The 24,898-nt window shown below is 43.7% G+C and carries 21 protein-coding genes, 1 other RNA gene and 1 other annotated feature; of the genes, 18 read left to right on the forward strand and 4 right to left on the reverse strand.

Annotated elements, in window-relative coordinates:
- Window positions 1-74: 74 nt before the first annotated feature.
- The 6 genes from ruvA to ACIQ0H_RS04170 all read left to right on the forward strand — a co-directional run bounded on the left by ruvA (window position 75) and on the right by ACIQ0H_RS04170 (window position 5,060).
- Window positions 75-680, forward strand: coding sequence for a Holliday junction branch migration protein RuvA (gene ruvA / locus ACIQ0H_RS04145; protein ID WP_403411321.1), 606 nt, complete (start codon window positions 75-77; stop codon window positions 678-680).
- Between the two features lie 72 nt (window positions 681-752).
- A complete protein-coding gene (gene ruvB / locus ACIQ0H_RS04150) occupies window positions 753-1,760 on the forward strand; it encodes a Holliday junction branch migration DNA helicase RuvB (RefSeq protein ID WP_403411324.1) in 1,008 nt (335 codons plus the stop codon).
- A gap of 23 nt (window positions 1,761-1,783) precedes the next feature.
- Window positions 1,784-2,836 (forward strand): tRNA preQ1(34) S-adenosylmethionine ribosyltransferase-isomerase QueA, encoded by a 1,053-nt coding sequence (gene queA / locus ACIQ0H_RS04155; RefSeq protein ID WP_403411327.1) that lies wholly within the window; start codon window positions 1,784-1,786, stop codon window positions 2,834-2,836.
- Window positions 2,836-3,975, forward strand: coding sequence for a tRNA guanosine(34) transglycosylase Tgt (tgt, locus tag ACIQ0H_RS04160; RefSeq protein WP_403411330.1), 1,140 nt, complete (start codon window positions 2,836-2,838; stop codon window positions 3,973-3,975). The genes queA and tgt overlap by 1 nt, the downstream gene beginning before the upstream one ends.
- 40 nt (window positions 3,976-4,015) lie before the next feature.
- Window positions 4,016-4,288 (forward strand): preprotein translocase subunit YajC, encoded by a 273-nt coding sequence (gene yajC / locus ACIQ0H_RS04165; RefSeq protein WP_403411333.1) that lies wholly within the window; start codon window positions 4,016-4,018, stop codon window positions 4,286-4,288.
- Between the two features lie 130 nt (window positions 4,289-4,418).
- Entirely contained in the window at window positions 4,419-5,060 is a 642-nt protein-coding gene (locus tag ACIQ0H_RS04170; RefSeq protein WP_403411336.1) for a DUF421 domain-containing protein, read from the forward strand.
- On the opposite strand, the gene ACIQ0H_RS04175 is transcribed toward ACIQ0H_RS04170, so the two are convergent.
- Window positions 5,054-6,568, reverse strand: a complete 1,515-nt coding sequence (locus ACIQ0H_RS04175) for a putative polysaccharide biosynthesis protein (protein ID WP_403411339.1) — start codon at window positions 6,566-6,568, stop codon at window positions 5,054-5,056. The two genes, ACIQ0H_RS04170 and ACIQ0H_RS04175, sit on opposite strands and share 7 nt — an antisense overlap.
- A 74-nt stretch (window positions 6,569-6,642) precedes the next feature.
- Here ACIQ0H_RS04175 and ACIQ0H_RS04180 point away from each other — a divergent pair, with 74 nt between their 5' ends.
- From ACIQ0H_RS04180 to dtd, 7 genes are all read left to right on the forward strand, one after another.
- Window positions 6,643-6,966: a post-transcriptional regulator gene (locus tag ACIQ0H_RS04180; RefSeq protein ID WP_403411342.1), complete on the forward strand. Its 324-nt coding sequence runs from the start codon at window positions 6,643-6,645 to the stop codon at window positions 6,964-6,966.
- Between the two features lie 192 nt (window positions 6,967-7,158).
- Window positions 7,159-9,435, forward strand: a complete 2,277-nt coding sequence (secDF, locus tag ACIQ0H_RS04185) for a protein translocase subunit SecDF (RefSeq protein WP_403411345.1) — start codon at window positions 7,159-7,161, stop codon at window positions 9,433-9,435.
- A 78-nt stretch (window positions 9,436-9,513) separates the two neighbouring features.
- Window positions 9,514-9,861 (forward strand): LapA family protein, encoded by a 348-nt coding sequence (locus ACIQ0H_RS04190; RefSeq protein ID WP_403411348.1) that lies wholly within the window; start codon window positions 9,514-9,516, stop codon window positions 9,859-9,861.
- Window positions 9,862-10,118: 257 nt separating this feature from the next.
- On the forward strand, window positions 10,119-12,449 hold the full coding sequence (recJ, locus tag ACIQ0H_RS04195) for a single-stranded-DNA-specific exonuclease RecJ (protein ID WP_403411351.1): 2,331 nt from the start codon (window positions 10,119-10,121) through the stop codon (window positions 12,447-12,449).
- A complete protein-coding gene (locus ACIQ0H_RS04200) occupies window positions 12,446-12,958 on the forward strand; it encodes an adenine phosphoribosyltransferase (protein ID WP_403411354.1) in 513 nt (170 codons plus the stop codon). The genes recJ and ACIQ0H_RS04200 overlap by 4 nt, the downstream gene beginning before the upstream one ends.
- Before the next feature lie 170 nt (window positions 12,959-13,128).
- The gene (locus ACIQ0H_RS04205) at window positions 13,129-15,327 is read left to right on the forward strand and encodes a RelA/SpoT family protein (RefSeq protein WP_403411357.1); all 2,199 of its coding nucleotides are present in this window, start codon (window positions 13,129-13,131) and stop codon (window positions 15,325-15,327) included.
- A 16-nt stretch (window positions 15,328-15,343) separates the two neighbouring features.
- A complete protein-coding gene (dtd, locus tag ACIQ0H_RS04210) occupies window positions 15,344-15,784 on the forward strand; it encodes a D-aminoacyl-tRNA deacylase (RefSeq protein ID WP_403411360.1) in 441 nt (146 codons plus the stop codon).
- 47 nt (window positions 15,785-15,831) lie between these two features.
- Here the strand turns inward: dtd and ACIQ0H_RS04215 are convergent, their stop codons facing one another.
- On the reverse strand, window positions 15,832-17,367 hold the full coding sequence (locus ACIQ0H_RS04215) for an N-acetylmuramoyl-L-alanine amidase family protein (protein ID WP_403411363.1): 1,536 nt from the start codon (window positions 17,365-17,367) through the stop codon (window positions 15,832-15,834).
- A 121-nt stretch (window positions 17,368-17,488) separates the two neighbouring features.
- Window positions 17,489-17,725: a binding site (T-box leader), on the forward strand.
- A gap of 81 nt (window positions 17,726-17,806) precedes the next feature.
- Between ACIQ0H_RS04215 and hisS the strand changes: the two genes are divergently transcribed.
- The 4 genes from hisS to ACIQ0H_RS04235 all read left to right on the forward strand — a co-directional run bounded on the left by hisS (window position 17,807) and on the right by ACIQ0H_RS04235 (window position 22,027).
- Entirely contained in the window at window positions 17,807-19,078 is a 1,272-nt protein-coding gene (hisS, locus tag ACIQ0H_RS04220; protein ID WP_403411365.1) for a histidine--tRNA ligase, read from the forward strand.
- A 19-nt stretch (window positions 19,079-19,097) separates the two neighbouring features.
- Window positions 19,098-20,861, forward strand: a complete 1,764-nt coding sequence (aspS, locus tag ACIQ0H_RS04225) for an aspartate--tRNA ligase (protein ID WP_403412360.1) — start codon at window positions 19,098-19,100, stop codon at window positions 20,859-20,861.
- A 78-nt stretch (window positions 20,862-20,939) separates the two neighbouring features.
- A non-coding RNA gene (gene ssrS / locus ACIQ0H_RS04230) (6S RNA) lies at window positions 20,940-21,122 on the forward strand.
- A gap of 137 nt (window positions 21,123-21,259) precedes the next feature.
- Complete coding sequence (locus ACIQ0H_RS04235) at window positions 21,260-22,027, forward strand: tRNA threonylcarbamoyladenosine dehydratase (protein ID WP_403412363.1); 768 nt, start codon at window positions 21,260-21,262, stop codon at window positions 22,025-22,027.
- A gap of 59 nt (window positions 22,028-22,086) precedes the next feature.
- On the opposite strand, the gene ACIQ0H_RS04240 is transcribed toward ACIQ0H_RS04235, so the two are convergent.
- Window positions 22,087-22,968, reverse strand: a complete 882-nt coding sequence (locus ACIQ0H_RS04240; protein WP_403411368.1) for a DUF4349 domain-containing protein — start codon at window positions 22,966-22,968, stop codon at window positions 22,087-22,089.
- Between the two features lie 83 nt (window positions 22,969-23,051).
- On the reverse strand, window positions 23,052-24,335 hold the full coding sequence (locus tag ACIQ0H_RS04245) for a replication-associated recombination protein A (RefSeq protein WP_403411371.1): 1,284 nt from the start codon (window positions 24,333-24,335) through the stop codon (window positions 23,052-23,054).
- A 131-nt stretch (window positions 24,336-24,466) separates the two neighbouring features.
- Between ACIQ0H_RS04245 and cymR the strand changes: the two genes are divergently transcribed.
- The gene (cymR, locus tag ACIQ0H_RS04250) at window positions 24,467-24,886 is read left to right on the forward strand and encodes a cysteine metabolism transcriptional regulator CymR (RefSeq protein ID WP_403411374.1); all 420 of its coding nucleotides are present in this window, start codon (window positions 24,467-24,469) and stop codon (window positions 24,884-24,886) included.
- The last annotated feature ends 12 nt before the right edge of the window (window positions 24,887-24,898 follow it).

Genomic DNA, 24,898 nt, shown 5'->3' on the forward strand with positions numbered 1-24,898 from the left:
ATTTTGTGGTTACCAAATGTAGAAAGTCCGTTCGTATGGTATAATTAGTTCTAACCATATAGGGGGAGAAAAAGATGTACGATTACATAAAAGGGCAGATTACACGAGTCACGCCAGAATATATTACCCTTGAACAGGGTGGAATTGGTTGGCTAATTATGACGCCAAATCCTTATGCGTTTCATAAAACCGATGATATTCAGCAAGTTTTTACTTATTTGCATGTTCGGGAAGATATTCAGTTACTACTTGGCTTTAAGTCATTGGAGCAACGTGAATTATTTAAAAAGCTTATTACTGTTTCTGGTATTGGTCCAAAAGGGGCCTTGGCGATACTCGCTAGCGGTATTCCCTCCCAAGTGATTGGCGCAATAGAACGGGAGGATGAGACGTTTTTGGTCCAGTTCCCGGGTGTCGGTAAAAAGACGGCGCGCCAGATGATTCTTGATTTGAAAGGCAAGCTGTTTGATTTATTCAGCGAGATTGATATGCCGGACGATGACGTTACACTGCTGACGATGGCTGAAAACGGTGCACTTGATGAAGCGATTTTGGCGCTGGAAGCCCTTGGCTACTCGCAGCGTGAATTGACAAAAGTGAAACCGAAGTTGGAGAAGGAAGAGCTGGATACAGAAGGTTATATGAAATTGGCTTTGCGCTTATTATTGAAACAGCAATAAGTAAGGATTGAACTATATCCTTACCCAAGTAAGGATTGAACTATATCCTTCTCTAAGAAAGGGGGGCGGATGATGGAAGAACGGGTCATTTCGGGGGAAGTATCCAATTTCGATGAACGTTTTGAACAATCGCTTAGACCGCAGTTTCTTAGCCAGTATATTGGGCAAGAAAAAGTGAAAGATAATCTAGGTATTTTCATAGAGGCGGCAAGAGGGCGCGGTGAAAGCTTGGACCATGTCTTATTATACGGGCCTCCAGGTCTCGGTAAGACAACACTGGCTAGCGTCATCGCCAATGAAATGGACGTCAATATCCGCATGACGAGTGGACCTGCGATTGAGCGCCCGGGTGATCTTGCGGCGGTCGTTTCCTCACTAGAACCGGGTGATGTGTTATTCATAGATGAGATTCACAGACTCAATCGGGCGATCGAAGAAGTCCTTTATCCTGCGATGGAAGACTTTTGTCTCGATATTGTTGTGGGAAAAGGTCCTTCTGCACGATCAATCCGTCTTGATTTGCCGCCATTTACCTTGATTGGGGCGACTACGCGTGCAGGGGCATTATCGGCACCTCTACGTGATCGTTTTGGTGTGCCGCTGCGTCTTGAATTTTACGAAGTGGAGCCACTAAAGGAAATTGTTATTCGTAGTGCGGGTCTTTTTGAAGTGGAGATTGACGCGCAAGCTGCGGTGGAAATTGCCCGCCGTTCGAGGGGGACCCCGCGTATTGCCAACCGGTTATTACGCCGTGTGCGCGATTACGCCCAAGTAAGAGGCAACGGCAACATTACGGTAGAAGCAGCACAGCAAGCCCTTGAAATGTTGCAAGTCGATTCACATGGTCTGGATCATATCGACCATAAACTATTAACGGGGATGATTGAACGCTTTCGTGGTGGACCCGTGGGTATCGATACGATTTCCGCAAGTATTGGGGAGGAATCAGTGACAATAGAGGATGTCTACGAACCGTATCTGTTGCAGATTGGTTTCATCCAACGGACGCCACGTGGACGAATTGCGACACGATTGGCATATGATCATTTTGGCTATGCCTTTCCTGAACAAAATTTTTAAAATAAAGGGAGATCTTATAGACGATGGATGTCAATGAATTCGATTTTGATTTACCGGAACAGCTAATTGCACAAACACCACTCCAGGACCGTACAGCGAGCAGGTTAATGGTGCTTGATAAGGTGACGGGACAAGTGCAGCATCGTCACTTTCCTGACTTGCTGGACGAGCTTGTAGCGGGGGATATTGTTGTGTTAAATGATACGCGTGTCTTGCCAGCGCGTCTGATGGGTGTAAAAGAGGATACAGGTGCTACAATTGAAGTGCTATTATTAAAGGAAATAGGGTCTGATGAGTGGGAGACGCTCGTTAAACCGGCGAAGCGGGTGAAACTAGGTACGATTGTCACATTTGGTGACGGGCGCCTCAAAGCGGAGTGTACAGGCTTGCAAGCACAAGGTGGACGAACGTTCAAATTCATCTATGATGGGATTTTCTATGAAATTCTGGATACACTTGGACAAATGCCGCTTCCGCCTTACATTACGGAAACGTTAGATGATCAGGCGCGATACCAAACAGTATTTGCGAAAGAACGTGGTTCGGCAGCAGCACCAACGGCGGGCCTTCATTTTACAGATGAAATTCTTGACAGTATGCGTGCGAAGGGTATTCAAATTGCTTTTATCACCTTGCATGTAGGTCTTGGGACGTTTCGTCCAGTGAGTGCGGATACGCTTGAAGATCATACAATGCATTCGGAGTATTACCAGGTTACGCAAGAAACAGCAGATGCGATAAATGGGGCGAAGGAACGTGGTGGTCGCGTCATAGCGGTTGGAACAACATCGTCGCGAACATTGGAAACCATTGCTTCTGCAAACGATGGTAAAATGGTTGCAACGAGTGGCTGGACATCGATTTTCATCTATCCCGGCTATACATTTAGCATTGTAGATGGACTATTGACTAATTTCCATTTGCCGAAATCGACGCTCATTATGCTTATCTCGGCATTGTCAACTCGCCAACATATTCTTGCAGCATATCAACAGGCGGTAGAGGAAAGTTATCGCTTCTTTAGTTTTGGAGATGCGATGTTCATAAAACCGTCACAAAGGAAGGAATCAATTTAATGGCAGCAATCACTTACGAACATATTAAAACTTGTAAACAGACGGGGGCGCGTCTTGGAATCGTCCATACGCCGCACGGATCTTTCGAAACGCCGGCATTCATGCCAGTTGGTACACAGGCGACCGTTAAGACCATGTCACCAGAAGAACTAAAAGATATTGGCGCGGGAATTATTTTAAGTAATACGTACCATTTATGGCTCCGTCCGGGTCATGAAATCATTAAAGAAGCAGGCGGTTTGCATAAATTCATGAATTGGAACAGACCGATTCTGACGGATTCAGGCGGTTTTCAAGTGTTCTCATTGAGCAAATTCCGCAAGATTGAAGAGGAAGGCGTTCATTTTAGACATCATTTGAATGGGAGCAAGCTGTTCTTAAGCCCTGAAAAAGCGATGGAAATCCAGAATGCCCTCGGTCCAGATATTATGATGGCTTTCGACGAATGTCCGCCGTTCCCTGCAACCTACGAATATATGAAGGCAAGCGTGGAGCGAACTTCTAGATGGGCGGCGCGTTGTAAAGCAGCTCACGCTCGTCCGGAAGAACAGGCCTTGTTTGGCATTGTCCAAGGGGGCGAGTTCGAGGAATTGCGTAAGCAAAGTGCAAAAGATCTTGTTGCACTCGATCTTCCTGGTTATGCGATTGGTGGGTTATCGGTTGGTGAGCCGAAGGATATTATGAACCGTGTGCTAGAATATACGACGCCGTTGTTGCCAGCAGACAAGCCGCGTTACTTAATGGGCGTTGGTTCACCTGATTCGCTCATCGATGGTGCGATTCGCGGTGTCGACATGTTTGACTGCGTGTTACCGACGCGTATTGCACGTAACGGTACATTGATGACGAGTGAAGGACGTTTAGTTGTCCGCAATGCGAAGTATAAAAATGATTTCGGTCCACTCGATAAGAACTGTGATTGCTATGCTTGCAAAAACTATACTCGGGCTTACATTCATCATTTGATCCGGACGGAGGAGACGTTTGGTATTCGTCTGACAACCCATCATAACCTTCATTTCTTGCTCAATTTGATGGAGCAAGTAAGGGATGCGATTCGCCATGACCGTCTTGGAGATTTCCGTGAAGAGTTTTTTGAAAGCTATGGATTCAACAAACCGAATGCAAAAAACTTTTAAATCTTGTATAATGAATCGAGGTTGAAAGGGGGATGAAATAATGGAAGGTTTAATGGGACTATTGCCGTTCGTGGCAATGTTCGCAGTTATGTGGTTTTTGTTAATCAGGCCGGCGCAAAAGAGACAGAAAGCGACGAAGCAGATGCAAAGCGACTTAAAACGCGGAGATAAAGTCATTACAATTGGTGGAATTCACGGAACGATCGATGCTGTCGATGATGCATCGGTATTCCTTAAGGTTTCTGAAGGTACAACATTACAATTCGATAGACAAGCAGTCGGACGCGTAGTGGATTCAAAAACAGCTCTATAATCATGAATAAAAGGCGGTTGGCTAGATGGGGAATTTCCCGTTTAGTCAATCGCCTTTTTTCTATATGTTTTCGTGTATACAAGGTGAAGTGATAAGGGCATCCTTCCTGTTAGAAGGGGAGAGGATTTTTATGCATGACTTGATCATCATTAGCTACAGAACAGTGTTGCTCTACGTCCTGATACTAATTATATTGCGGATCATGGGAAAACGAGAAGTTGGTGAGCTAGGGGTCATCGACATTGTCGTTTTCGTTATTATGGCTGAAGTGGCTGCATTTGCTCTTGATTCACCTGACGAAAAACTAATACACTCGATTATCCCAATGATTCTTTTGCTTGCCATTCAATTGCTGTCGTCATTTATTTCATTAAAAAGTAAAAAGTTTAGGGATTTGGTGGATGGTGAACCGACCATCATTATTCGGCATGGCATAATAATGGAACACGAAATGCGGAAACAGCGCTATAATCTCGATGATTTGTTCCAACAATTACGTGAGCAGCAAATCGGCTCTGTGCATGAAGTTTCTTTTGCTTACTTAGAACCATCGGGTAACTTATCTGTATTTAAACATGATGATGTCCAACCTGTTCTTGCGCTTATTGCAGATGGTATTATCCAACAAAAGCATTTAGCGCTAATGAATCAGACTGAGCAGTGGTTGGAAAAGGAACTTAAGAATTTGGGAATTAATGATGTAAAACAAATTTTTTATGCTTCCTACGAAAATGGAGAGTTGAGATATCAGCTCAAGGAGCCATATCAATGAATTCTTACTAATTTTTTGAACAACATGAGATCGCTTTTTTTCACTTGGCCTGTCAAGAATAGAATAACAAGCAGGAAAACAGTTGTGATGGCACATTCTGTTATTAATCCAAAATTACCGATGGGGATGAAAATCGGACGCATGATAGCCGTCATAATGAACGATGCGTAAGGCATGGCAAACATGGTGAAACCTGTCGCTGTCGCTTTGTTTTTTCGTAATGTCGCGATATGAAGAAACGATGTGATAAGCACACCAAAACCGATGGCTAAGACGGCACCTGTTACTTGCAGGCCGGGTTGCGAAGCAAGAATGAACATGACACCGAGTTTAGCGATGCCGCCGTAAACGGAGTTCATCATCCCCGCTTTGGCATCCCCTGTCGCTTGTAAGATTGAGTAGAGTGGACTCTGGATATAATAAAAGAAAAAAATCGGGGCGAGTAAAGTCATAAAAGATGCCCCTTCAGTTACATGAAAAAGTTTTTCCGCCAACGCCTGTCCGTGGACATAGAAGACGGCTGCTGCAAAGGCCCCTGTCAAAGCTGATAAACGAAGAGACAGGTGGATCCGTTCTTGTAATTTCCCTTTATTTGTCGAAGCTACCGCGCCACTGACCGCAGGCACAAGGACGACGGACAAGGCATAGGGAATAAAAGACGGGAATAGTAGCAACGGAATGAGCACGCCCGATATGATTCCATATAACGAAGTGGCGGCGACCGCAGTGACTCCTGACATGGCTAAAGCGCGAAGGAAGATAATGGGCTCAAGGAACCACGTGAATGTTCCAAATAGCCGGCTACCGGAAGACGGAAGTGCAATGGCGAGCAGTGGTTCCATTGGATAGCGCTTGACCTTTTGGTCTTTTGGTACACGCTTTTTTTTCTGTTGATATTTAAAGAATAAGTAAAGCAAAGACACTAGTTCTGCTAGTAGCGTAACGACCATCGCATAGGCGGCATTCATTGCGGTATTGCCGTTAATCAGAAGGTATGGCAATAACCATGTAATGAGGGCGATTCGTACAAATTGTTCGATGATTTGCGACCAAGCAGTTTCCTCAATGCGCGCGATACCTTGAAAGTATCCGCGAATGAGTCCCCCGATTGCTGCAATTGGCACAATCGCGATGCCTACGTACAGAGTCGTGGAGGATGCCGCATTGCTGAGTAACGTCTCCGATAAATAAGGTACAAACAAGATGCAGGCGGGGATGAAGACGGCACTTGTCAAAATCGTTATGAAAGTTGCAGTTTTCATGACGGCTGGTAGCTTTACGGTTTGCCCTTTGGCATCAAGTTCGGCAATGACTTTGGCGATGGCAATAGGTACACCAAGTTGGACAAGTGACAGGAAAAAAATGAAAGCGGGATAAGCAGTCATATAAATCCCGACGGCCTCTTCTCCGGCAATGCGCATGAATTGAATCCGGAAGACGAATCCCAATAGCTTGGATAGGAATACGGCGACCATGAGAACGACTGTCCCGCGGATAAACGAAGACAATTTAAACAACTCCTTCCTAATTCCGGTCATTTCATATACACTAAACGTATGCAGAAATATACGTCCTTACGACAGTGAACGAAAGGAATGGGATGATGGCGCAACAATTTGAACAACTGTTTACGCATATGCTACCAGCGATTCAAAGCAAAAAGACCGAATTTCATCTATACGGTTATTCGACGGTAACGAATGAGGATATTTGGGCGTATTGTGTTCAAAGAAAGTGGCGAAAAAAAGACATTATTGCAATGCGAATGCACGAAATGGTCAATGAGATTTTATATGTGTCACCCGCTGAGTTTATGACATATACACAAATTGAAGAACAGAGAGGCTCCAATTGGTTCTCTGATCTCAATAGTGAAGAACTGCAAATTTTACTGAAACCACGTTAATTTAAAAGTAGAGGTAGGCTACACCGACACACGTCGATTTGACACATGGGGGGACGTGTTTCATAATGTACGTATTGTGTTTTTTATTGGGGAGCTTTCGGCATGCATCTATTGCCCAAAGTGCTTACGTTGTTCTCGGAGTGCGTGCATAAGTAATCCGCATAGCTCCACATAAAGAGGGGGAAATTGGAAATGAGAAAAAGAGGAAGGATCGTAGCGTTCCTATTACTACTCGTCATTTTTGCTTCGACGATAGGTACGACTACTAAGCCGATATTAAAAGATGTGAAACTTGGTCTAGATTTACAAGGGGGATTTGAAGTCCTCTATGAAGTTAGTGAATTAAAGGGCGGTACAAAAATAACGGAAGCGGTTGTTTCTGATACAGCAGACGCACTTAGAAACCGAATTGACGTGCTTGGTGTCAGTGAACCAAGTATTCAAATCGAGTCTAATAACCGGATTCGTGTGCAGCTTGCGGGTGTAGAAGATCAAGACTCAGCCCGTGAACTATTATCGACACAAGCAGACCTAACATTTAGGGATGTGGACGATAATCTCTTGCTCAGTGGGGATGACTTGAAAGAAGGAAAAGCGAAGGCGAGCTTCGGTGAACGAAATAACCCTGTCGTGACACTTGAAATGAAAGATCCGAACAAATTCGGCGAAGTAACGACTCAGATTAAGGCTAAACCACCTGGTCAGAATCTACTCGTTATTTGGCTCGATTTTGTTGAAGGTGAAGATTCTTATGCGGCAGAAATGTTGAAGCCGGAAAAGGATCGGAAAATTGTTTCGGCTCCTAGCGTAACTCAAACAATCGCTTCTTCTAATGTCGAGATTAACGGTTCATTCACGACGAAAGAAACGAAAGAGCTTTCTGGTATTTTGAATGCCGGGGCATTGCCTGTTCACCTTGAAGAAGTCTATTCGACTTCAGTAGGGGCACAGTTCGGTGAACAAGCGCTTACTAAGACGATATTTGCGGGAATCATCGGTATCGCGCTTATTTTCGTCTTCATGCTTGTGTATTATCGCCTGCCCGGATTTGTGGCAGTCATTACCTTGTCGATTTATATTTACATCATTTTGCTTGTCTTTACAAAGATAAATGGTGTGCTGACGTTACCAGGTATCGCAGCCTTGATGCTTGGAGTCGGGATGGCCGTCGATGCCAATATCTTGACGTATGAACGGATCCGTGAGGAATTACGTGTTGGTAAATCGGTCAAAACAGCATTTACGGCGGGAGCAAAATCTGCTTTTACTGCCATTCTTGATGCTAATATTACAACAATCCTTGCAGCTGTTGTACTGTTCATATTCGGGACAAGCTCAGTTAAAGGATTCGCGACGGTGCTAATCATCAGTATTCTAGCCAGCTTCTTGACGGCTGTCTGGGGATCCCGTTTACTGCTAGGGCTTCTTGTCAATAGCGGCATGCTAGATGGCAAAACAGGACTATTCGGTATTTCGAAAAGCAGGGTTCACCCTGCAGAAGAAAAAGTGGAGACATTGGAGCTAACAACGAAGTTTGACCGATTCGATTTTGTTGGTACGCGTAAGAAATTCTATGTCATCTCAGCGATTTTGCTGACGACAGGTATTATTATGCTTGGTATCTTCAAATTGAATCTAGGAATTGACTTCTCAGGCGGTACGCGCGTTGAAGTAATGGCGAGCCAATCCATAACTGAAGGTGAAGTTTCAGATTATCTCGACAAAATCGGACATCCATCTACTGATATTGTTATTTCAGGAGACACAAAAAATATTGGTGTTGTCCGTTATAAAGAGGAGTTTAAGCAGGAAGAAGTTAGCAAACTGAAAGCTGATTTAGCTACAGAATTTGGTGCTGAACCGAACATTTCAACGGTATCAAATACGGTCGGTAAAGAACTTGCGAAAAACGCAATGTATGCATTGCTATATGCTGCTTTAGGAATTGTTATATACGTTGCCTTCCGTTTTGAATGGCGTATGGGTGTTGCCTCAATTATTGGGCTATTACATGATGCATTTTTCATGGTTGCAGTGTTTAGTATTCTTCGACTTGAAGTCGATGTTACATTCATTGCCGCGGTCTTAACGATTGTCGGGTATTCCATCAATGATACGATTGTTACCTTTGACCGGATACGGGAAAATATTAACCATCGTAAACATATTGCTACTGAGGAAGAGTTGGCCGAAGTTGTCAATAAGTCATTGCGTCAGACATTGGGACGCTCTGTCAACACTGTACTGACTGTTATTCTTGTTGTAGCAGCATTGACGTTGCTCGGAGCAGAATCGATTAAAACATTCTCGATTGCACTTCTCATCGGATTGTTTGCCGGAACCTATTCTTCCATTTTCATTTCAGCTCAAATCTGGTTTGATCTGAAAAAACGTGAGATGAAGAAAAAAGGCGCGATTAAAGCGGATGAACAGAAGAAACAATGGGGTTCTGACGAGCCAGTCGTGTAATAGGTTTCACAATATAATGGAACAGGGTATACTCTAGAGTATATCTTGTTCCATTTTTCTGATGAAAGGGGTAGTGTCATGAAATTTCAATGGAATTTGTTGTTGGGCTTGCTATTTGCCATAATTATTGCTCTTTTTGCTATCTTCAATATCGACGCAGTGCAAGTGAATTATATCTTTGGGAAAGCTGAGTCGCCACTCGTACTGGTAATTTTATGTTCGGCCCTTCTAGGGGCAGCGGTAAGCGGCTTTGTCGCAATGTTCCGTACGGTTCAGTCCAATCATCGTGTGAAAGAATTGCAGAAAGAAATCACAATGAAAGAGCAAACAATTGCGTCACAGCAAAACGAAATCGCGGAACTGCAAAAGCATACCAAGTCCATTTTTGTAGGAACGAAAAAAAATGTTGAACCTAAAGTAGATTAAGTTAGTTAACATTTGCTATTAAGTAACCACAGCCTTACGGGTTGTGGTTTTTTACGATTTATCGGAAGTGATCGGATGTAGTTTTGGTGTTGGTCGGACTGTTCCGCAATTGCGCTGCATACTCCCACGAATTATCCCGCGGCATGAGTATGGACATCAATTGTTTTTTCATCCTAATCACCTAGTAACTTTTCTTTCAGATAGGGGGCGCATCCGCTATAATGAATATAAGGATGTGAAAGATTTTGATTGAATCAATGAAGAGATGGACAGTAGAGCGACCGGATGAACAACTCGTTAACTTGTTGACAAAGGAACTCGGTGTATCATCTGTCCAGGCAAAAATACTCGCTTCAAGGGGAATAACAGATCCAGATGAAGCAAAAGCTTTTCTACATATGGATGCATCTTCTATGCATGACCCCTATTTACTCCATGAAATGGATGAGGCTGTTGAAATCATAAAAAAAGCAATCGCTGCTGATAAAAAAATAGCTGTCTATGGTGATTATGACGGCGATGGTGTGACCAGTGTCACTGTTATGATGACGGCACTAGAACGGTTGGGAGCGGATGTTGTATTCGCCATCCCTAATCGTTTTCTACATGGCTATGGTCCGAATAAAGAATTATTTACGGAGCTATATGAACAAGGTGTGTCACTCATTGTGACGGTCGATAACGGAATTTCAGGTATTGACGAAATCGCTTATGCAAAAACACTTGGGCTAAGCGTCATTGTGACAGACCATCACGAAATAGGCAGTATCATGCCCCCGGCAGATGCGATCATTCATCCACGCCATCCGGATGGCAAGTATCCATTCGGGGAACTTGCTGGTGTCGGTGTGGCGTTTAAGCTTGCATGTGCATTACTTGATGAAGTTCCGCAAGATCTATTTGAACTCGTGGCAATTGGTACAGTTGCGGATCTCGTACCACTTCGCGGTGAAAATCGTTATTTTGTTAAACAAGGTATCAAGCAGATGCGTGTTTCCAAACGTCCTGCGATTCAAGCGCTTGCACGTATCGCAGGCACCGAGCAGGCCGTGCTATCAGAGGAATCAATCGGTTTCATGATAGGACCACGTTTGAATGCAGCAGGCCGTCTAGGCGATGCTGCGCCAGCCGTACATCTACTCAAAACGGAAGATGGCCTACTGGCGGCGTCCTTGGCGAAAGAATTGGATGTGTTGAATAAAGAAAGGCAAGCGATTGTTGCCGATATCAGTAGTGTGGCCGAGGAAATGATTGTGAAGAGGTATGGGGATAGGATTCCTTATGTTTTTGTCATTGCGGCAGAGGGCTGGAATGCGGGCGTTGTCGGTATTGTTGCTTCACGCATTACCGAGAAATATTACCGTCCGACAATCGTGCTGTCAATTGATACGGAGAAGGGGATTGCCAAAGGGTCTGCTAGGAGTATCGTAGGCTTCGACATGTTTGCTGAACTATCGAAGAACAGCGATATCCTGCCACATTTCGGTGGGCACCAGATGGCCGCGGGGATGTCCCTTGCAATCGAAGACATAGAAACGTTGCGTGAACAATTGAATGCCCAGGCGGCGCAGGTATTGACGGACGACATGCTGTCTCCAGAGCTGATTATCGATGTCCCCTTGTCGATGGATGAAATTGATGTTGGCGTCCTGGAGTCATTGGAATTGTTACGCCCATTCGGTATGGATTTCCAAAAGCCAGTCTATCTTCTTGAAGATTTATCGGCCACAACGATCCGAAAAATTGGGGCAGCAAAAAACCATATGAAATTGGAATTGTCTGTTGGCGAGCATTCGCTAGATGCCATTGGTTTCGGTCTTGGGCATATTGCCGATCAATTAACGCCTGGCGTCAAATTATCGGTTGTTGGCGATTTGCAAGTCAATGAATGGAACGGTAATAAGAAACCACAGTTATTAATCGGAGATATCAGGTCCGATGATTGGCAACTATTTGATTTGCGGGGTGTTCGTGAAACCTCTAGGTGGTTACCATCGATACCAGAAGAACGGACGTTGTTTATCGCATTCCATGAACAAACAGTGACCTATTTCCAATCATCTTTAAAGGGAATTGCGATTCATCTTTACGGACAGGGATTGATGGTAGAAGCGGACAATCTTGTTTTGTTAGATATTCCTAACGATGCTGTTCAGCTTGAGGAACTTATTTTGAATGTTAATCCGAAGCGAATCTTCGCGCATTTTTATGCGGCGGATTCCAAGTATTTTGATGGGCTACCAGGTCGTGACCAGTTTGGATGGTATTACAGCTTCTTGAAAAAACGCGGAGAATTTGATATGAGAAAAAATGGTGAACAGCTGACTAAACACAAAGCGTGGAAAAAAGATACGGTTTATTTTATGTCGCAGGTGTTTTCCGAGCTTGGATTTGTTAAGATAGAAAATGGTCTTGTTTCTGTAGTGGAGACAGTCGGTAAACGAGATCTTTCTGAAGCTACGTCCTATCAAGAACGAGAGCGGCAGATTGAACTTGAAAAAATATTGCTGTACGCGCCATATATGGAATTGAAAAACTGGTTTGATAAGGCAAAGAATGGCACCGTCAATAAGGGGGAAAACGTATGAATTTGAAAGATTATGTGACGATTGTACCGAATTATCCGAAGGAAGGCATTAGCTTTAAGGATATTTCAACAATTATGGATAATGGTCAAGCTTATAAATTTGCTACGGATGAAATTGTTAAGTTTGCCAAAGAAGTGGGGACTGATATTATCGTTGGTCCTGAAGCGCGTGGTTTTATCATCGGTTGTCCAGTTGCATATGCACTGGAAGTCGGCTTTGCTCCGGTCCGTAAACCGGGTAAGTTACCAAGAGAAACTATCGAGGTTGAATACGATCTTGAATACGGTAAGGATACGTTGACCATTCATAAAGATGCTATTAAACCGGGACAACGTGTGTTGATTGTCGATGATCTTCTTGCGACAGGTGGTACAGTTGGTGCAACAGTTGAGCTAGTCGAAAAGCTTGGCGGCGTTGTGGCAGGATGTGCATTTATCATTGAGCTGTCTTACTTGAGTGGCCGTGAAAAATTGCAGAAATACGACATGCGATCATTGATTACTTATTAACAAAGAAAAGCGTGAATAGCTTGAGTTACTTACGTCTAAATTATGAAAAAAGATCCTTCGCACGAAAAGCGGAGGATTTTTCTATATCTAAGGACTTTACATATGCATGCATTTATACATACAATAGGAATACTAAGATTTTTGCGAGTAAGGTCGAAAGGGGTAAGGTAATGGCGAAAAATCGTGACATGACGGCAGAAGAAATATTTTCATTTGTTGCCTCCTATATGAATGAAGAGCACGTTGAATTCGTCAAAAAAGCATATGAGGCTGCGAAGTCTGCACATGTGGGACAGTATAGGAGTTCAGGTGAGGCATATATTCTTCATCCTGTCCAAGTTGCGGGTATTCTAGCCGAATTGCAAATGGACCCTTCGACGGTAGCTGCGGGATTTCTCCATGATGTTGTGGAAGATACGGACATTAGCAGGGAAGATATTATCCGTGACTTCGGCGAAGAAGTCGCGATGCTAGTCGATGGTGTGACGAAACTTGAGAAGCTAAAATATAAATCTAAAGAAGAGAAACAAGCGGAGAATCACCGTAAGATGTTTGTGGCCATGGCACAGGATATTCGTGTCATTCTTATTAAACTGGCGGATCGACTCCACAATATGCGTACGCTCAAACATGTGCCGGAAGAAAAGCAACGCCGAGTTGCAGCCGAAACTTTGGAAATATTCGCTCCGCTTGCACACCGACTGGGAATATCTGCCATTAAGTGGGAGTTAGAAGATATCGCGTTGCGGTATTTAAATCCTCAGCATTATTATCGAATTGTTAATATGATGAAGCGTAAGCGTGTAGAACGAGAAAATTATTTAGAGAATGTCATGACACAAATTAAATCGGAAATTGGCGAGATGGAAATTGCAGCCGATCTTTCGGGACGACCGAAGCATCTATACTCGATTTACCGCAAGATGGCCATTCAGAAAAAAGAATTTAATGAAATCTATGACTTACTTGCAGTGAGAATAATCGTTTCAAGTATTAAAGATTGCTATGCGGTTCTCGGCATTATTCATACGTTGTGGAAGCCGATGCCAGGTAGATTTAAGGATTATATCGCGATGCCAAAACAAAATCTTTATCAGTCATTGCATACGACGGTTGTAGGTCCAGCAGGCGATCCGCTTGAAGTGCAGATTCGAACGGAAGAAATGCATAAAATTGCAGAATTTGGGGTTGCCGCGCATTGGGCCTATAAAGAAGGAAAAACACTTACCGCAAATCCTAGTGATATTGATTCGAAATTGACATGGTTTAGGGAAATACTCGAGATTCAAAACGAATCGTCTAATGCGGAAGAATTTATGGAATCATTGAAATTCGATTTATTCTCGGACATGGTATATGTCTTTACGCCTGATGGTGACGTAATGGAGCTACCAGCGGGTTCTGTGCCGATTGACTTCGCCTATCGTGTCCATTCCGAGGTAGGGAATCGGACAATCGGTGCAAAGGTGAATGGCAAGATGGTTCCACTAGATACCGAATTATTTACGGGTAATATTATTGAAATACTGACATCTAAACAATCGTTTGGACCAAGCCGCGACTGGCTAAAAATTGCTAACACCTCTCAGGCTAAAAATAAAATTCGGCAGTATTTCAAGAAACAACTCCGAGAAGAGAATATCTTAAAAGGCCGAGAGATGATTGAAAAAGAAATAAAGGCGCAGGAATATGATATCAAGGAAACACTTACGCAAGAGGGTATCAAACGAGTCATTGAAAAATTCAGCTTCACTTCAGAAGAAGATATGTACGCTGCTGTCGGATTCAATGGGATAACCGCTCAACAAGTTGTCAATCGTTTGGCGGAGAAACTGCGTAAAGAACGCGAACAACAAGACACCATCGACAAAATTGTGAAGGATATGAAATCTCCACAGCTAAATAGAATGACTGAATCAGGTGTCAGCGTGAAAGGAATCGACAACTTGCTCATTCGATTATCGAAATGCTGTAATCCAGTTCCGGGCGATGAAATTGTCGGATTCATCACGAAAGGGCGTGGTGTTTCCGTCCATCGTCTAGATTGCCCGAACATCCATACGGATGATGGAGAAAGCGATCGGATTATTGATGTGGAGTGGGCACTGGGACCAGCTGATTCTAAGAAGGAATTCCAGGTAGATATTGAAGTGTCAGCGTTTGACCGACAAGGTTTGTTAAATGAAGTCATCATGGTCGTTGCAGAAACGAAGACACCGATGATTGCAGTCAACGGTAAAGCGGATCGTGATAAAATCGCACGTATCAATATGACGATTAAAATTACTGATATTGCACATTTGCATAGAATTGTCGATCGAATTAAGCAAATTCGTGATATTTACTCCGTGCAACGCGTTATCAATTGATGGGGAGATGTAACGAATGAAAGTGATGTTGCAAAGATCGGGGCCAGCTACTGTTCGGGTTGCTGGCGAAGTGACAGGGGCAATTGACAAAGGCTATGTATTACTCGTTGGAATCACGCATAGCGATACCGAAGAGGATGCTGCATATATCGCAAAGAAAATTGCAGGGCTTCGTTTGTGGGAGGATGCCGAAGGGAAGATGAATCATTCCATTCTCGAAGTTGGCGGAGCCATTTTGTCAGTATCTCAGTTTACATTGTACGGTGATGTGAAAAAAGGACGTCGCCCAAGCTTTATCGAAGCGGCAAGACCGGAACAAGCCCAACCGCTTTGGGAAGCATTCAATCGTAAGTTAGAACAAGAGGGACTACATGTTGAAACAGGGGTTTTTGGAGCCATGATGGATGTCGAGCTCGTCAATGATGGTCCTGTGACAATTCTAGTAGAATCGAAATAATAGTAAAAGGACCTTCCGCCATTTCAGGGAAGGTCCTTTTCCATTAACTAACGTGCTGCTGAATCAAAATAATCAAGAAGCCCTTTATAAATACCGTGTGTTGCTTGTTCTCGGAACATTTCGCTAGTCACAGTTCGTTCTTCTGCCGAGTTCGATAGGAAGCCGAGCTCAATCAAAATTGCATTTTGTCTATTTTCCCGAAGGACGAGATAATCTCCCGGTTGTGATCCTCGGTTTCGTAAATTGACGGAAGAAGCCAGTCCATCATTCACTGCCGAAGCTAATCCGCGTTGGTGTGAATGTGTGTAGTAGGTCGTGAAGCCTGACACCCTTGAATCAGGGTTGGCGTCATAATGGACGCTGATGAATGCATCTGCGTTGGCCTGATGACTAATGGCAACCCGTTTTCTTAACGATACATATGTATCCGTTTCGCGCGTATTGACAACGTTAGCGCCAGCAGCTCTCAGTTTATCCGCTAAAAGTTCTGCAGTGAGTAGCGTGAAATCTTTCTCATCCGTCCCGCGAGTCCCTGTCGTTCCGCGGTCATTGCCTCCATGTCCAGCGTCCACAACAATTGTCAGTCCTTTTAACGTACCAGACACATGCTTTTTCTGTTCTTTTTTTACGGAGTTTGTTGCTACGGATTCATCCTCAGTGGACACAACCCATTTAGCAACAAATGCAGATTCACCTGACGTCAAGGCAATTTCATACCAATCGCCGTCTTCTTTGACGATGGTAAACTTTTGCCCCGCATCAGCACGTGTGCTAATAGCTGAAGAGGTGGTGGCCTCTGTCCGGATGTTTGTCCCATTCGACAAAATGGTTACGACTCTAGCTTTTTTTGTATCGGAAGTTTTTGTCTCTTTTGATGATAATTTTCCGTGGAATGAGTAGACCCAGCCCAATTTGTTTTTATCGACGACAATTTGTACCCAGTTGCCGTCAATCCTTTTTACAGGATACGACTCACCTTGTGAAATGAGTCCGATACGCTTGGATGAAAGATCTGCCTTATTTCTTACATTAAGCGCATCTACTGAAACGGTAAATAATTCGGCTGAAGTTGTTGGTTCAACAGATTTAGGTGATGGATTAGTTTGTTTTGCCAACTGTGTAATATAATCCATATGGACCCAACCTGTTATGCCGTTATACGTAACAGCCGCCCATTCGCCGTCTTGCTGCGTCATTAGTGCCTCATCGCCTGCAGACATTCGTCCCAGTACCGCAGAGCCGGTAGCAGGTCCTGATCTGATATTCAGTTGATTTACTCGTGACACGACCGTCGTGGTGGAGCTAGCTGAACGATCTCTTGAAGTCGTTAGCCATGAAGCAATCCATCCCGAGCTGTTACCATTCCGAATTTCTAGCCAGTCACCTGATGTGGATAGGACCTCTACTTGCGCGCCTTTTTTAAGTGAGCCTGTTACATCATATGTAAGTCCAGGGCCGGACCGAATGTGGAGTGAGGTCGTATCAACGACTACTGAATCCACATTGGCGTAGGTTGTGGGCATATCGTGAAAAATACTTAAAAGAAGTATGCCCGCAATTATCCATTTACTTGCTTTAGACAAAATATCATCCCCCTCATGCTCTATTGTAGAAGTTTTTCGTACAAAAAACTACAATTAATCGAAAAAGGTTGACACACTGATGGGGAATCATTAAGATAAACATTAATCAAGTTGTATAAAGTGTTTGCTGTAGACGTGGAAAGTAACTGTATAATGGACTGACAAGAGAGGGGCGGACGTGGCTGCAATCCACCCTACAGACATGTGCAATGAAAAACACCACCGAGGCTCTGTGCTGAACCATTTAGATTCAGTAGGTACAGACGGAACCGGCCGTTATCCGGGTTTTGAGTGGACGCGAGTTAGATGCGTCAATTTGGGTGGAACCGCGGAAGCTATAAAGGCTCTCGTCCCTTGCATAGGCAAGGGATGGGGGTCTTTTTTGTATTCTGAATTTAGCGGTAAGCGCCATCGTTAATTCATAGAAAGGGGAATGAACATGAACTTTAAAGTGCCTAGAGGAACGCAGGATATTTTACCGACTGAAACGTGGAAATGGCAGAAAGTCGAAAGGATTATTAATGAAGTATGTGATCTTTATCGGTACCAGGAAATTCGAACTCCAATGTTTGAACAAACGGAGCTATTTCAGCGGACGGTAGGAGATACGACGGATATTGTACAAAAAGAGATGTATACCTTTACAGATAGGGGCAATCGCTCATTGACGCTTCGACCTGAAGGGACAGCATCTGTTGTTCGTTCCTTCGTTGAACACAAAATGTTTGGTTATCCAGATCAGCCTGTCAAATTGTATTATACAGGGCCGATGTTCCGTTATGAGCGTCAGCAGGCGGGGCGTTATCGCCAATTTGTTCAGTTTGGTGTAGAGGCAATCGGTAGTGCAGACCCAGCAATTGATGCTGAAGTCATTGGCCTAGCGATGGATGTCTACAAACGTGCAGGGCTAACAGAGTTGAAGTTGATCATCAACTCACTTGGAGATACAGATTCAAGGAAAGAGCACCGAGAAGCCCTTGTTTCACATTTTAATCCACATATCGCCGAATTCTGTTCGGATTGCCAGTCCAGAATCGAAAAAAATCCTTTGCGCATACTCGACTGTAAAGTCGACAGTGGTAATCCATTGATGGCGTCGGCACCATCACTTGCTGACTATTTAAATGAAGAATCAGCTAGCTATTTTGAAAATGTGAAAAGCTATCTAGATGATGCAGGGATTCCTTATGTTGTCGATGCGAATCTTGTTCGCGGGCTTGATTATTATAATCATACAGCTTTTGAAATCATGAGCACATCAAGTGGCTTCGGCGCAATTACGACCTTATGTGGTGGTGGAAGATACAATGGTCTTGCTGAAGAAATTGGTGGACCACCTGCACCAGGTATCGGTTTTGCGATGAGTATTGAGCGCTTACTATTGGCTATGGAAGCTGAAGGCAAGTCATTTACGGATGAGCCGGCATTGGACGTTTATATAGTCACACTCGGTGACAGTGCGCGTCGCCCTGGTTTCAAATTATTAGGTGAGCTAAGAGCAGCGGACATTCGATCAGATATGGATTATATGGATCGTAAAATGAAAGCACAGATGAAATCGGCGGATCGCCTGGAAGCGAAAACAGTGATTATTATCGGTGAAGATGAAGTGGCAGAGGGCGTCGCACAAGTGAAGAACATGGTGGACGGGACACAAGAAAAAATTCCTTTCGCCGAATTGGTAGTAACCATTAAAAATAAGTTAAAATGAAGAAGGGTTGATGATTGCAATGCAACGGACACATTATTGTGGGGATTTAACAGAACAAGTAATCGGAGAAACAGTCACACTAAAGGGATGGGTACAAAAAAGGCGTGACTTGGGCGGAGTAATCTTCGTCGATGTACGGGATCGTTCAGGAATTGTTCAAGCTGTCTTTAACCCAGATATTTCAGCAGAAGCACTAGCAACTGCTGATAAACTACGGAACGAATATGTAGTTGAAATTACGGGCAAGGTCGTTGAGCGTCAAGAAGGACAAAAGAACCCGAAAGTGAAAACAGGTTCAATTGAAGTTCAGGTGGATGAAGTAACCATCATAAACGAAGCAAAAAACCCACCATTCATGATTGAAGATGAAACGGATGTCAATGAAGAAATCAGACTGAAATATAGATATCTAGACTTGCGCCGTCCAAAATTGGCAAATGTCTTCAAAATGCGTTCAGACATTACGAAAACAGTTCGTAATTTCCTGGATAGCGAAGGATTCCTTGAAGTGGAAACACCAATCCTTACAAAATCAACACCAGAAGGAGCTCGCGATTATCTGGTACCGAGTCGTGTCCATGAAGGTGAGTTTTACGCGTTGCCACAATCACCACAATTGTTTAAACAGATGTTAATGGTATCCGGTTTTGACCGCTATTACCAAATTGCACGCTGTTTCCGTGATGAAGATCTACGTGCAGATCGCCAACCGGAATTCACTCAAATCGATATGGAAATGAGTTTCATGTCGATGGAAGAAATCATGTCATTGAATGAGCAATTAATGCAAAAGGTTATGAAAGATGTCAAAGGCATCGACATTGAACTTCCATTAAAACGTCTTCCGTATGACGAAGCAATGGCACGTTATGGTTCAGATAAGCCGGATACACGATTCGACATGGAATTGACGGATGTGTCCGAAGTTATGAAAGAATCATCTTTCAAAGTGTTTGCTGGAGCAGTCGAATCAGGTCAGCAAGTGAAATTGATCAATGCCAAAGGTTTGGCAGATCAATATTCACGTAAAGATATTGATGCACTGGCGGAGTTTGCAGCACTTTATGGTGCCAAAGGACTTGCATGGTTGAAAGTCGACGAAGAAGGTTTCAAAGGTCCGATTGCCAAGTTCTTCGAAGGAGAAGAAGGAGCGGCTTTGAAAGCAGTGGCAGATGCTGAAGCTGGCGACTTATTGCTTTTCGTTGCAGATAAGAAAAGCGTTGTTGCAGATGCACTTGGTGCACTTCGTTCGAAGCTCGGAAAAGATCATAATTTGATCGATGAATCAAAATTCAATTTCCTATGGGTTACAGAATGGCCACTATTTGAATATGACGAAAAAGCGGGACGCTACTCCGCTGCACACCACCCGTTCACAATGCCGGCTGATGTGGAAGAACTTGTATCAAGCCCTGAAACAGTCAAAGCGCAAGCCTATGACCTTGTGTTAAATGGATATGAACTTGGTGGTGGATCACTTCGTATTTACGAACGCGATGTTCAAGAGAAAATGTTCCAAGCACTCGGCTTTACTAAGGAGCAAGCACAGGAACAATTTGGTTTCTTACTTGACGCATTTGATTACGGAACGCCTCCACATGGTGGATTGGCATTTGGACTCGATCGAATTGTCATGTTACTTGCAGGTTCTACAAACTTACGGGATACCATCGCATTCCCTAAAACAGCAAGTGCAAGTTGCTTGTTAACAGCGGCGCCTGACCGTGTCGATGACGGTCAACTCGCAGAACTTGGCATCCTTGTGATGTCCAAGAATAAGTAATGAACGACTGTCCAATTCAATAACTTGTTATAAAGATATTGAATTGCCTGTCAATGTGTGTTAAGCTATCTTTAATAACAAATCCTGAAGTGTTCGTTATTTGCCAATCAGTTTTGACCGAACATTCTATCGTCGGGAGCCCGCATTTCGATTAGGATGACATGCCCTCTAGGGGGACGCCAAAATAATCGGATAGGGCACCCACCTGCTGAAATTGCAGGTTCAAAACGATACTACAAAGACGGCACGTTCGGGATTTGTTCTTTACTTAACTACAACCCTCTCTGGCGCATGTGCGGAGAGGTTTTTTATTGTCTAACTACGGGCACCAGACGCCCTGGAGTTTCCCTGTTTAGGGAAATATAGTACTTATTTAATGAATGGAAGGCGGAATTAGCTTGTTGCATCAATTTTCACGCAATGAATTAGCAATTGGTACAGAAGGTGTACAACGTATGCGCGACGTGACTGTTGCCATACTCGGTGTTGGGGGAGTGGGATCTTTTGCGGCAGAAGCCTGCGCAAGAAGTGGTGTAGGCCGTATCATCCTCGTGGATAAAGATGACGTAGATATTACCAATATTAATCGTCAGATTGTCGCCTATTTATCGACGATTGGTCGCTCTAAAGCAGAAGTTATGCAAGAGCGTATTGCTGATATTAATAAAGAGTGTGAAGTCATTTCACTTCATATGTTTTATACAGAAGAAACAGCTGAAGAGTTTTTCAGTTATAAGCCCGACTACGTCATCGATGCGTCAGATACAATTGCTTATAAAATTCACCTTATTAAGGAATGTCTAACACGTGATGTGAAAATCATTTCAAGTATGGGAGCAGCAAATAAGATGGACCCAACTCGTTTTCAAATTGCGGACATTTCCAAGACGCATACGGATCCGATTGCTAAAGTAATCCGCCTGCGACTTCGCAAAGAGGGCATCCACAAAGGTGTTCCCGTCGTATTTTCTGATGAAAGCCCTATTGTAATCAGGGAAGACGTCGTCGATACAGTCGGCAAGCCGGAAGCGAAAATACGCAAAGCCAAAATGCCCCCGGCTTCCAACGCATTCGTCCCATCGGTTGCCGGCCTTGTCTGTGCCAGTTGGGTTGTCAACGACATCGTTGCCGATATTCCGATTCGTCGTGTGAAGGACAAGCAGTAACGGGTACAAATCAAAATCTCCCCATGTCTTGGATGACATAGGGAGATTTCTACGTAGACTTATTTTTTATTTGGCTTTTTTCTTTTGATGATAAAATAAACTACAGTTCCAACTAGTAATAGAAGAATAATCACGGGTAGGTTTCCGATGAAGAACACAATCAATCCAGAACCAGCTGCAAGCATAAAGTTTGTGCTGGTCGCCAATTGTTTTTTTGTTTTATCCCAGGTATCTAAATTGTTTTTGTCGAGTTCAGGAACGATAATACGATCTTCGAACATCGAAATTTCGATTGTGGAATAAGATGTTTGGTTTTCAAGATAGTTCATCTTACCGACAATCAATTCGATTTCTTCTTGGACTGCCGCTAAATCAGAGGATATTTTCAATAAATCCTCCGTCTTTTGTGATTGACTCATAAACTCGAGAAGTCGCGCTTCTACCGCGCGTTTAGATGTGACTCTGGACTTCAAATCCACATATTGTTCCGTAACATCTTCCCCGGTCACATTGCGTTCTAAGATAGTTGCTTGCTCTTCAGCATCCTTTAAAAATGATTGGAAATGCTTCTCTGGGATGCGAATGGTGATTGTTCCACTGACGGCATCAGCATCTTGACGATGAACATTGGATTCAACGATATAGCCCCCATATTCCGTAACCTTTTGTTCAATATTCAGCTGTGCTTGTTCAAATTCCTTCACTTTTATCTGCAATTGTGCCTGATGGATAATCATTCGATCCGTTGAGCTTCCTGTCTGCGTTTGCTGTGACGAATCTTTGTCTGACGATTGTTCCATCTCACTCTCCATTCCTACCTCATTGGAGATGGTCTTCGATTCTTCTGTTTTTGCGTTTTCTTGTGAGGTACTCATACTACATGCCGCCGCAAGCAGACATAGACCGACTAAAAGTAGGATAGCCGTAAATTTTTTATTCAACAATAAGTCCCCCCTTATTGACTGGTTAGACGATTGGGGGGAGAAAAAGGTTACAATTTCCAGGCGGTTATATTTGATGACAATCAACTTTTCCGAAATTCTTTCAACTTTTCATAAATAGCGGCCAACTTCTTTTCATCACCTGCGCCGACTGGCTTGTAAAATTCTGTGCCTACAAGTTTATCGGGTAAGTATTGTTGGTTGATCCAGCCACCGAACGAACCGAGTGGGGTGTCGTGAGGATATTTGTAGCCGACATGCCCAAGTTCCGCGGCTCCAGCGTAATGAGCATCGCGTAAATGGAGTGGAATGTCACCGGTTTTTCCTTCATTGATGGCTTTTACCGCGGCATCGAATGCTTTATATGCCGAATTCGATTTAGAGGCGAGACACATTTCAATAACGGCGTTGGCAAGTGGAATACGCGCTTCGGGCATGCCGAGTCGAACGGCAGCTTCTGTTGCTGCCAGGACGTGCGGGCCTACCTCAGGAGAGGCGAGTCCGATATCTTCATAGGCCATCACAAGTAATCTCCTAGAGACAGCTACTAAATCTCCAATTTCAAGCAGATTAGCAAGGTAATAAATAGCGGCGTTGACGTCGCTACCACGTACGGATTTTTGCAGGGCAGATAACAGATTATAAAAATGTGATCCTTTTTTATCGCCGAATAAACCGATTCGGCCCAGTAAGTTTTCGATCAGCCAGTCTTCGACAATGGTTTTTCCATCTGTTTCATCGCTTGCAGAGATTACCGATTCAAGCACAGTTAACGCTTTGCGAGCATCCCCATTAACTCCCTCAGCAATTAACGTAATCTGGTCGTCCGTAATGTCAATCGCCATTTTCCCAAGACCACGCTCTTCGTCAGTAAGTGCATTATGAAGAACTTCCAACAAATCCTCCGGTTCCAGCCTAGATAACTGACGAATTTCACCGCATCTCGAACGGATAGCGGGATTGACATCGTGGTATGGATTTTCCGTTGTCGCTCCGATTAACACAATCGCGCCACTTTCGACATGGGGTAGTAAGGTATCTTGCTGTAATTTATTGAAACGATGAATCTCATCGAGGAATAATAGTACTTTCCCTGTTATCCGTGACTCTGCGACTACATCTTCGACATCTTTCTTGCCGGAAACGGTTGCATTCATGGCGATGAAAGGAATGTTACTGGTTCCAGCTATTGCATGCGCTAGTGACGTTTTACCAATTCCTGGTTCTCCGTATAACAGCATGGAAGGGATATGTCCGTTTTTAATCATTCGATAAAGGGCTGTCTGTTCACCGATAATGTCTTTCTGGCCAGCTATTTCATCAATATTTCTGGGGCGCATACGGTACGCCAAGGGTTCATTATGCAAACGATCACTCCTCGTACATCAGTTCCTCTAGTATACAACATTAGAAGAACGGAAGTCATTTCAAGCTAGCAGGTGCGCATTTATGCTATACTATTTTGAAGTAATCGTAAGAAAAGGACGGGATTTAGTAGATGAAAATTTCAACTAAAGGGCGATATGGATTGACAATCGTCGTCGAGCTTGGACGTAAGTATGGGGAAGGCCCTGTACCACTACGTAAAATTGCTGAGGAACAGGAATTATCTGAAGCGTATCTTGAACAGCTTATTCCACCGCTACGTAATAGTGGTATCGTGAAAAGTGTTCGTGGCGCCTACGGAGGGTATATGCTTGCGAAGCAGCCAACTGAAATTACGGCAGGCGATGTGATTCGCATCCTCGAAGGACCGATTCAGCTTGTAGAAGGGTTGGAGGAATCTGACGTTCCTCAACAGGAATTATGGAAACGTATGGGGGAAGCGGTACGTGCAGTGCTGGATACCACAACGATTCAAGATTTGATGGAATCAGGTCAACCATCTGAACGTGATAGTTATATGTTTTATATTTAAAGGAGTCTTAAT

Source organism: Sporosarcina sp. NPDC096371, assembly GCF_044762865.1.
GTDB lineage: Bacteria > Bacillota > Bacilli > Bacillales_A > Planococcaceae > Sporosarcina.

Bases quoted from the DNA above. Each gene is read 5' to 3' on its own strand.
- ruvA (WP_403411321.1), top strand. From the start codon at position 75: ATGTACGATTACATAAAAGGGCAGATTACACGAGTCACGCCAGAATAT.
- ruvB (WP_403411324.1), top strand. From the start codon at position 753: ATGGAAGAACGGGTCATTTCGGGGGAAGTATCCAATTTCGATGAACGT.
- queA (WP_403411327.1), top strand. From the start codon at position 1,784: ATGGATGTCAATGAATTCGATTTTGATTTACCGGAACAGCTAATTGCA.
- tgt (WP_403411330.1), top strand. From the start codon at position 2,836: ATGGCAGCAATCACTTACGAACATATTAAAACTTGTAAACAGACGGGG.
- yajC (WP_403411333.1), top strand. From the start codon at position 4,016: ATGGAAGGTTTAATGGGACTATTGCCGTTCGTGGCAATGTTCGCAGTT.
- ACIQ0H_RS04170 (WP_403411336.1), top strand. From the start codon at position 4,419: ATGCATGACTTGATCATCATTAGCTACAGAACAGTGTTGCTCTACGTC.
- secDF (WP_403411345.1), top strand. From the start codon at position 7,159: ATGAGAAAAAGAGGAAGGATCGTAGCGTTCCTATTACTACTCGTCATT.
- ACIQ0H_RS04190 (WP_403411348.1), top strand. From the start codon at position 9,514: ATGAAATTTCAATGGAATTTGTTGTTGGGCTTGCTATTTGCCATAATT.
- recJ (WP_403411351.1), top strand. From the start codon at position 10,119: ATGAAGAGATGGACAGTAGAGCGACCGGATGAACAACTCGTTAACTTG.
- ACIQ0H_RS04200 (WP_403411354.1), top strand. From the start codon at position 12,446: ATGAATTTGAAAGATTATGTGACGATTGTACCGAATTATCCGAAGGAA.
- ACIQ0H_RS04205 (WP_403411357.1), top strand. From the start codon at position 13,129: ATGGCGAAAAATCGTGACATGACGGCAGAAGAAATATTTTCATTTGTT.
- dtd (WP_403411360.1), top strand. From the start codon at position 15,344: ATGAAAGTGATGTTGCAAAGATCGGGGCCAGCTACTGTTCGGGTTGCT.
- hisS (WP_403411365.1), top strand. From the start codon at position 17,807: ATGAACTTTAAAGTGCCTAGAGGAACGCAGGATATTTTACCGACTGAA.
- aspS (WP_403412360.1), top strand. From the start codon at position 19,098: ATGCAACGGACACATTATTGTGGGGATTTAACAGAACAAGTAATCGGA.
- cymR (WP_403411374.1), top strand. From the start codon at position 24,467: ATGAAAATTTCAACTAAAGGGCGATATGGATTGACAATCGTCGTCGAG.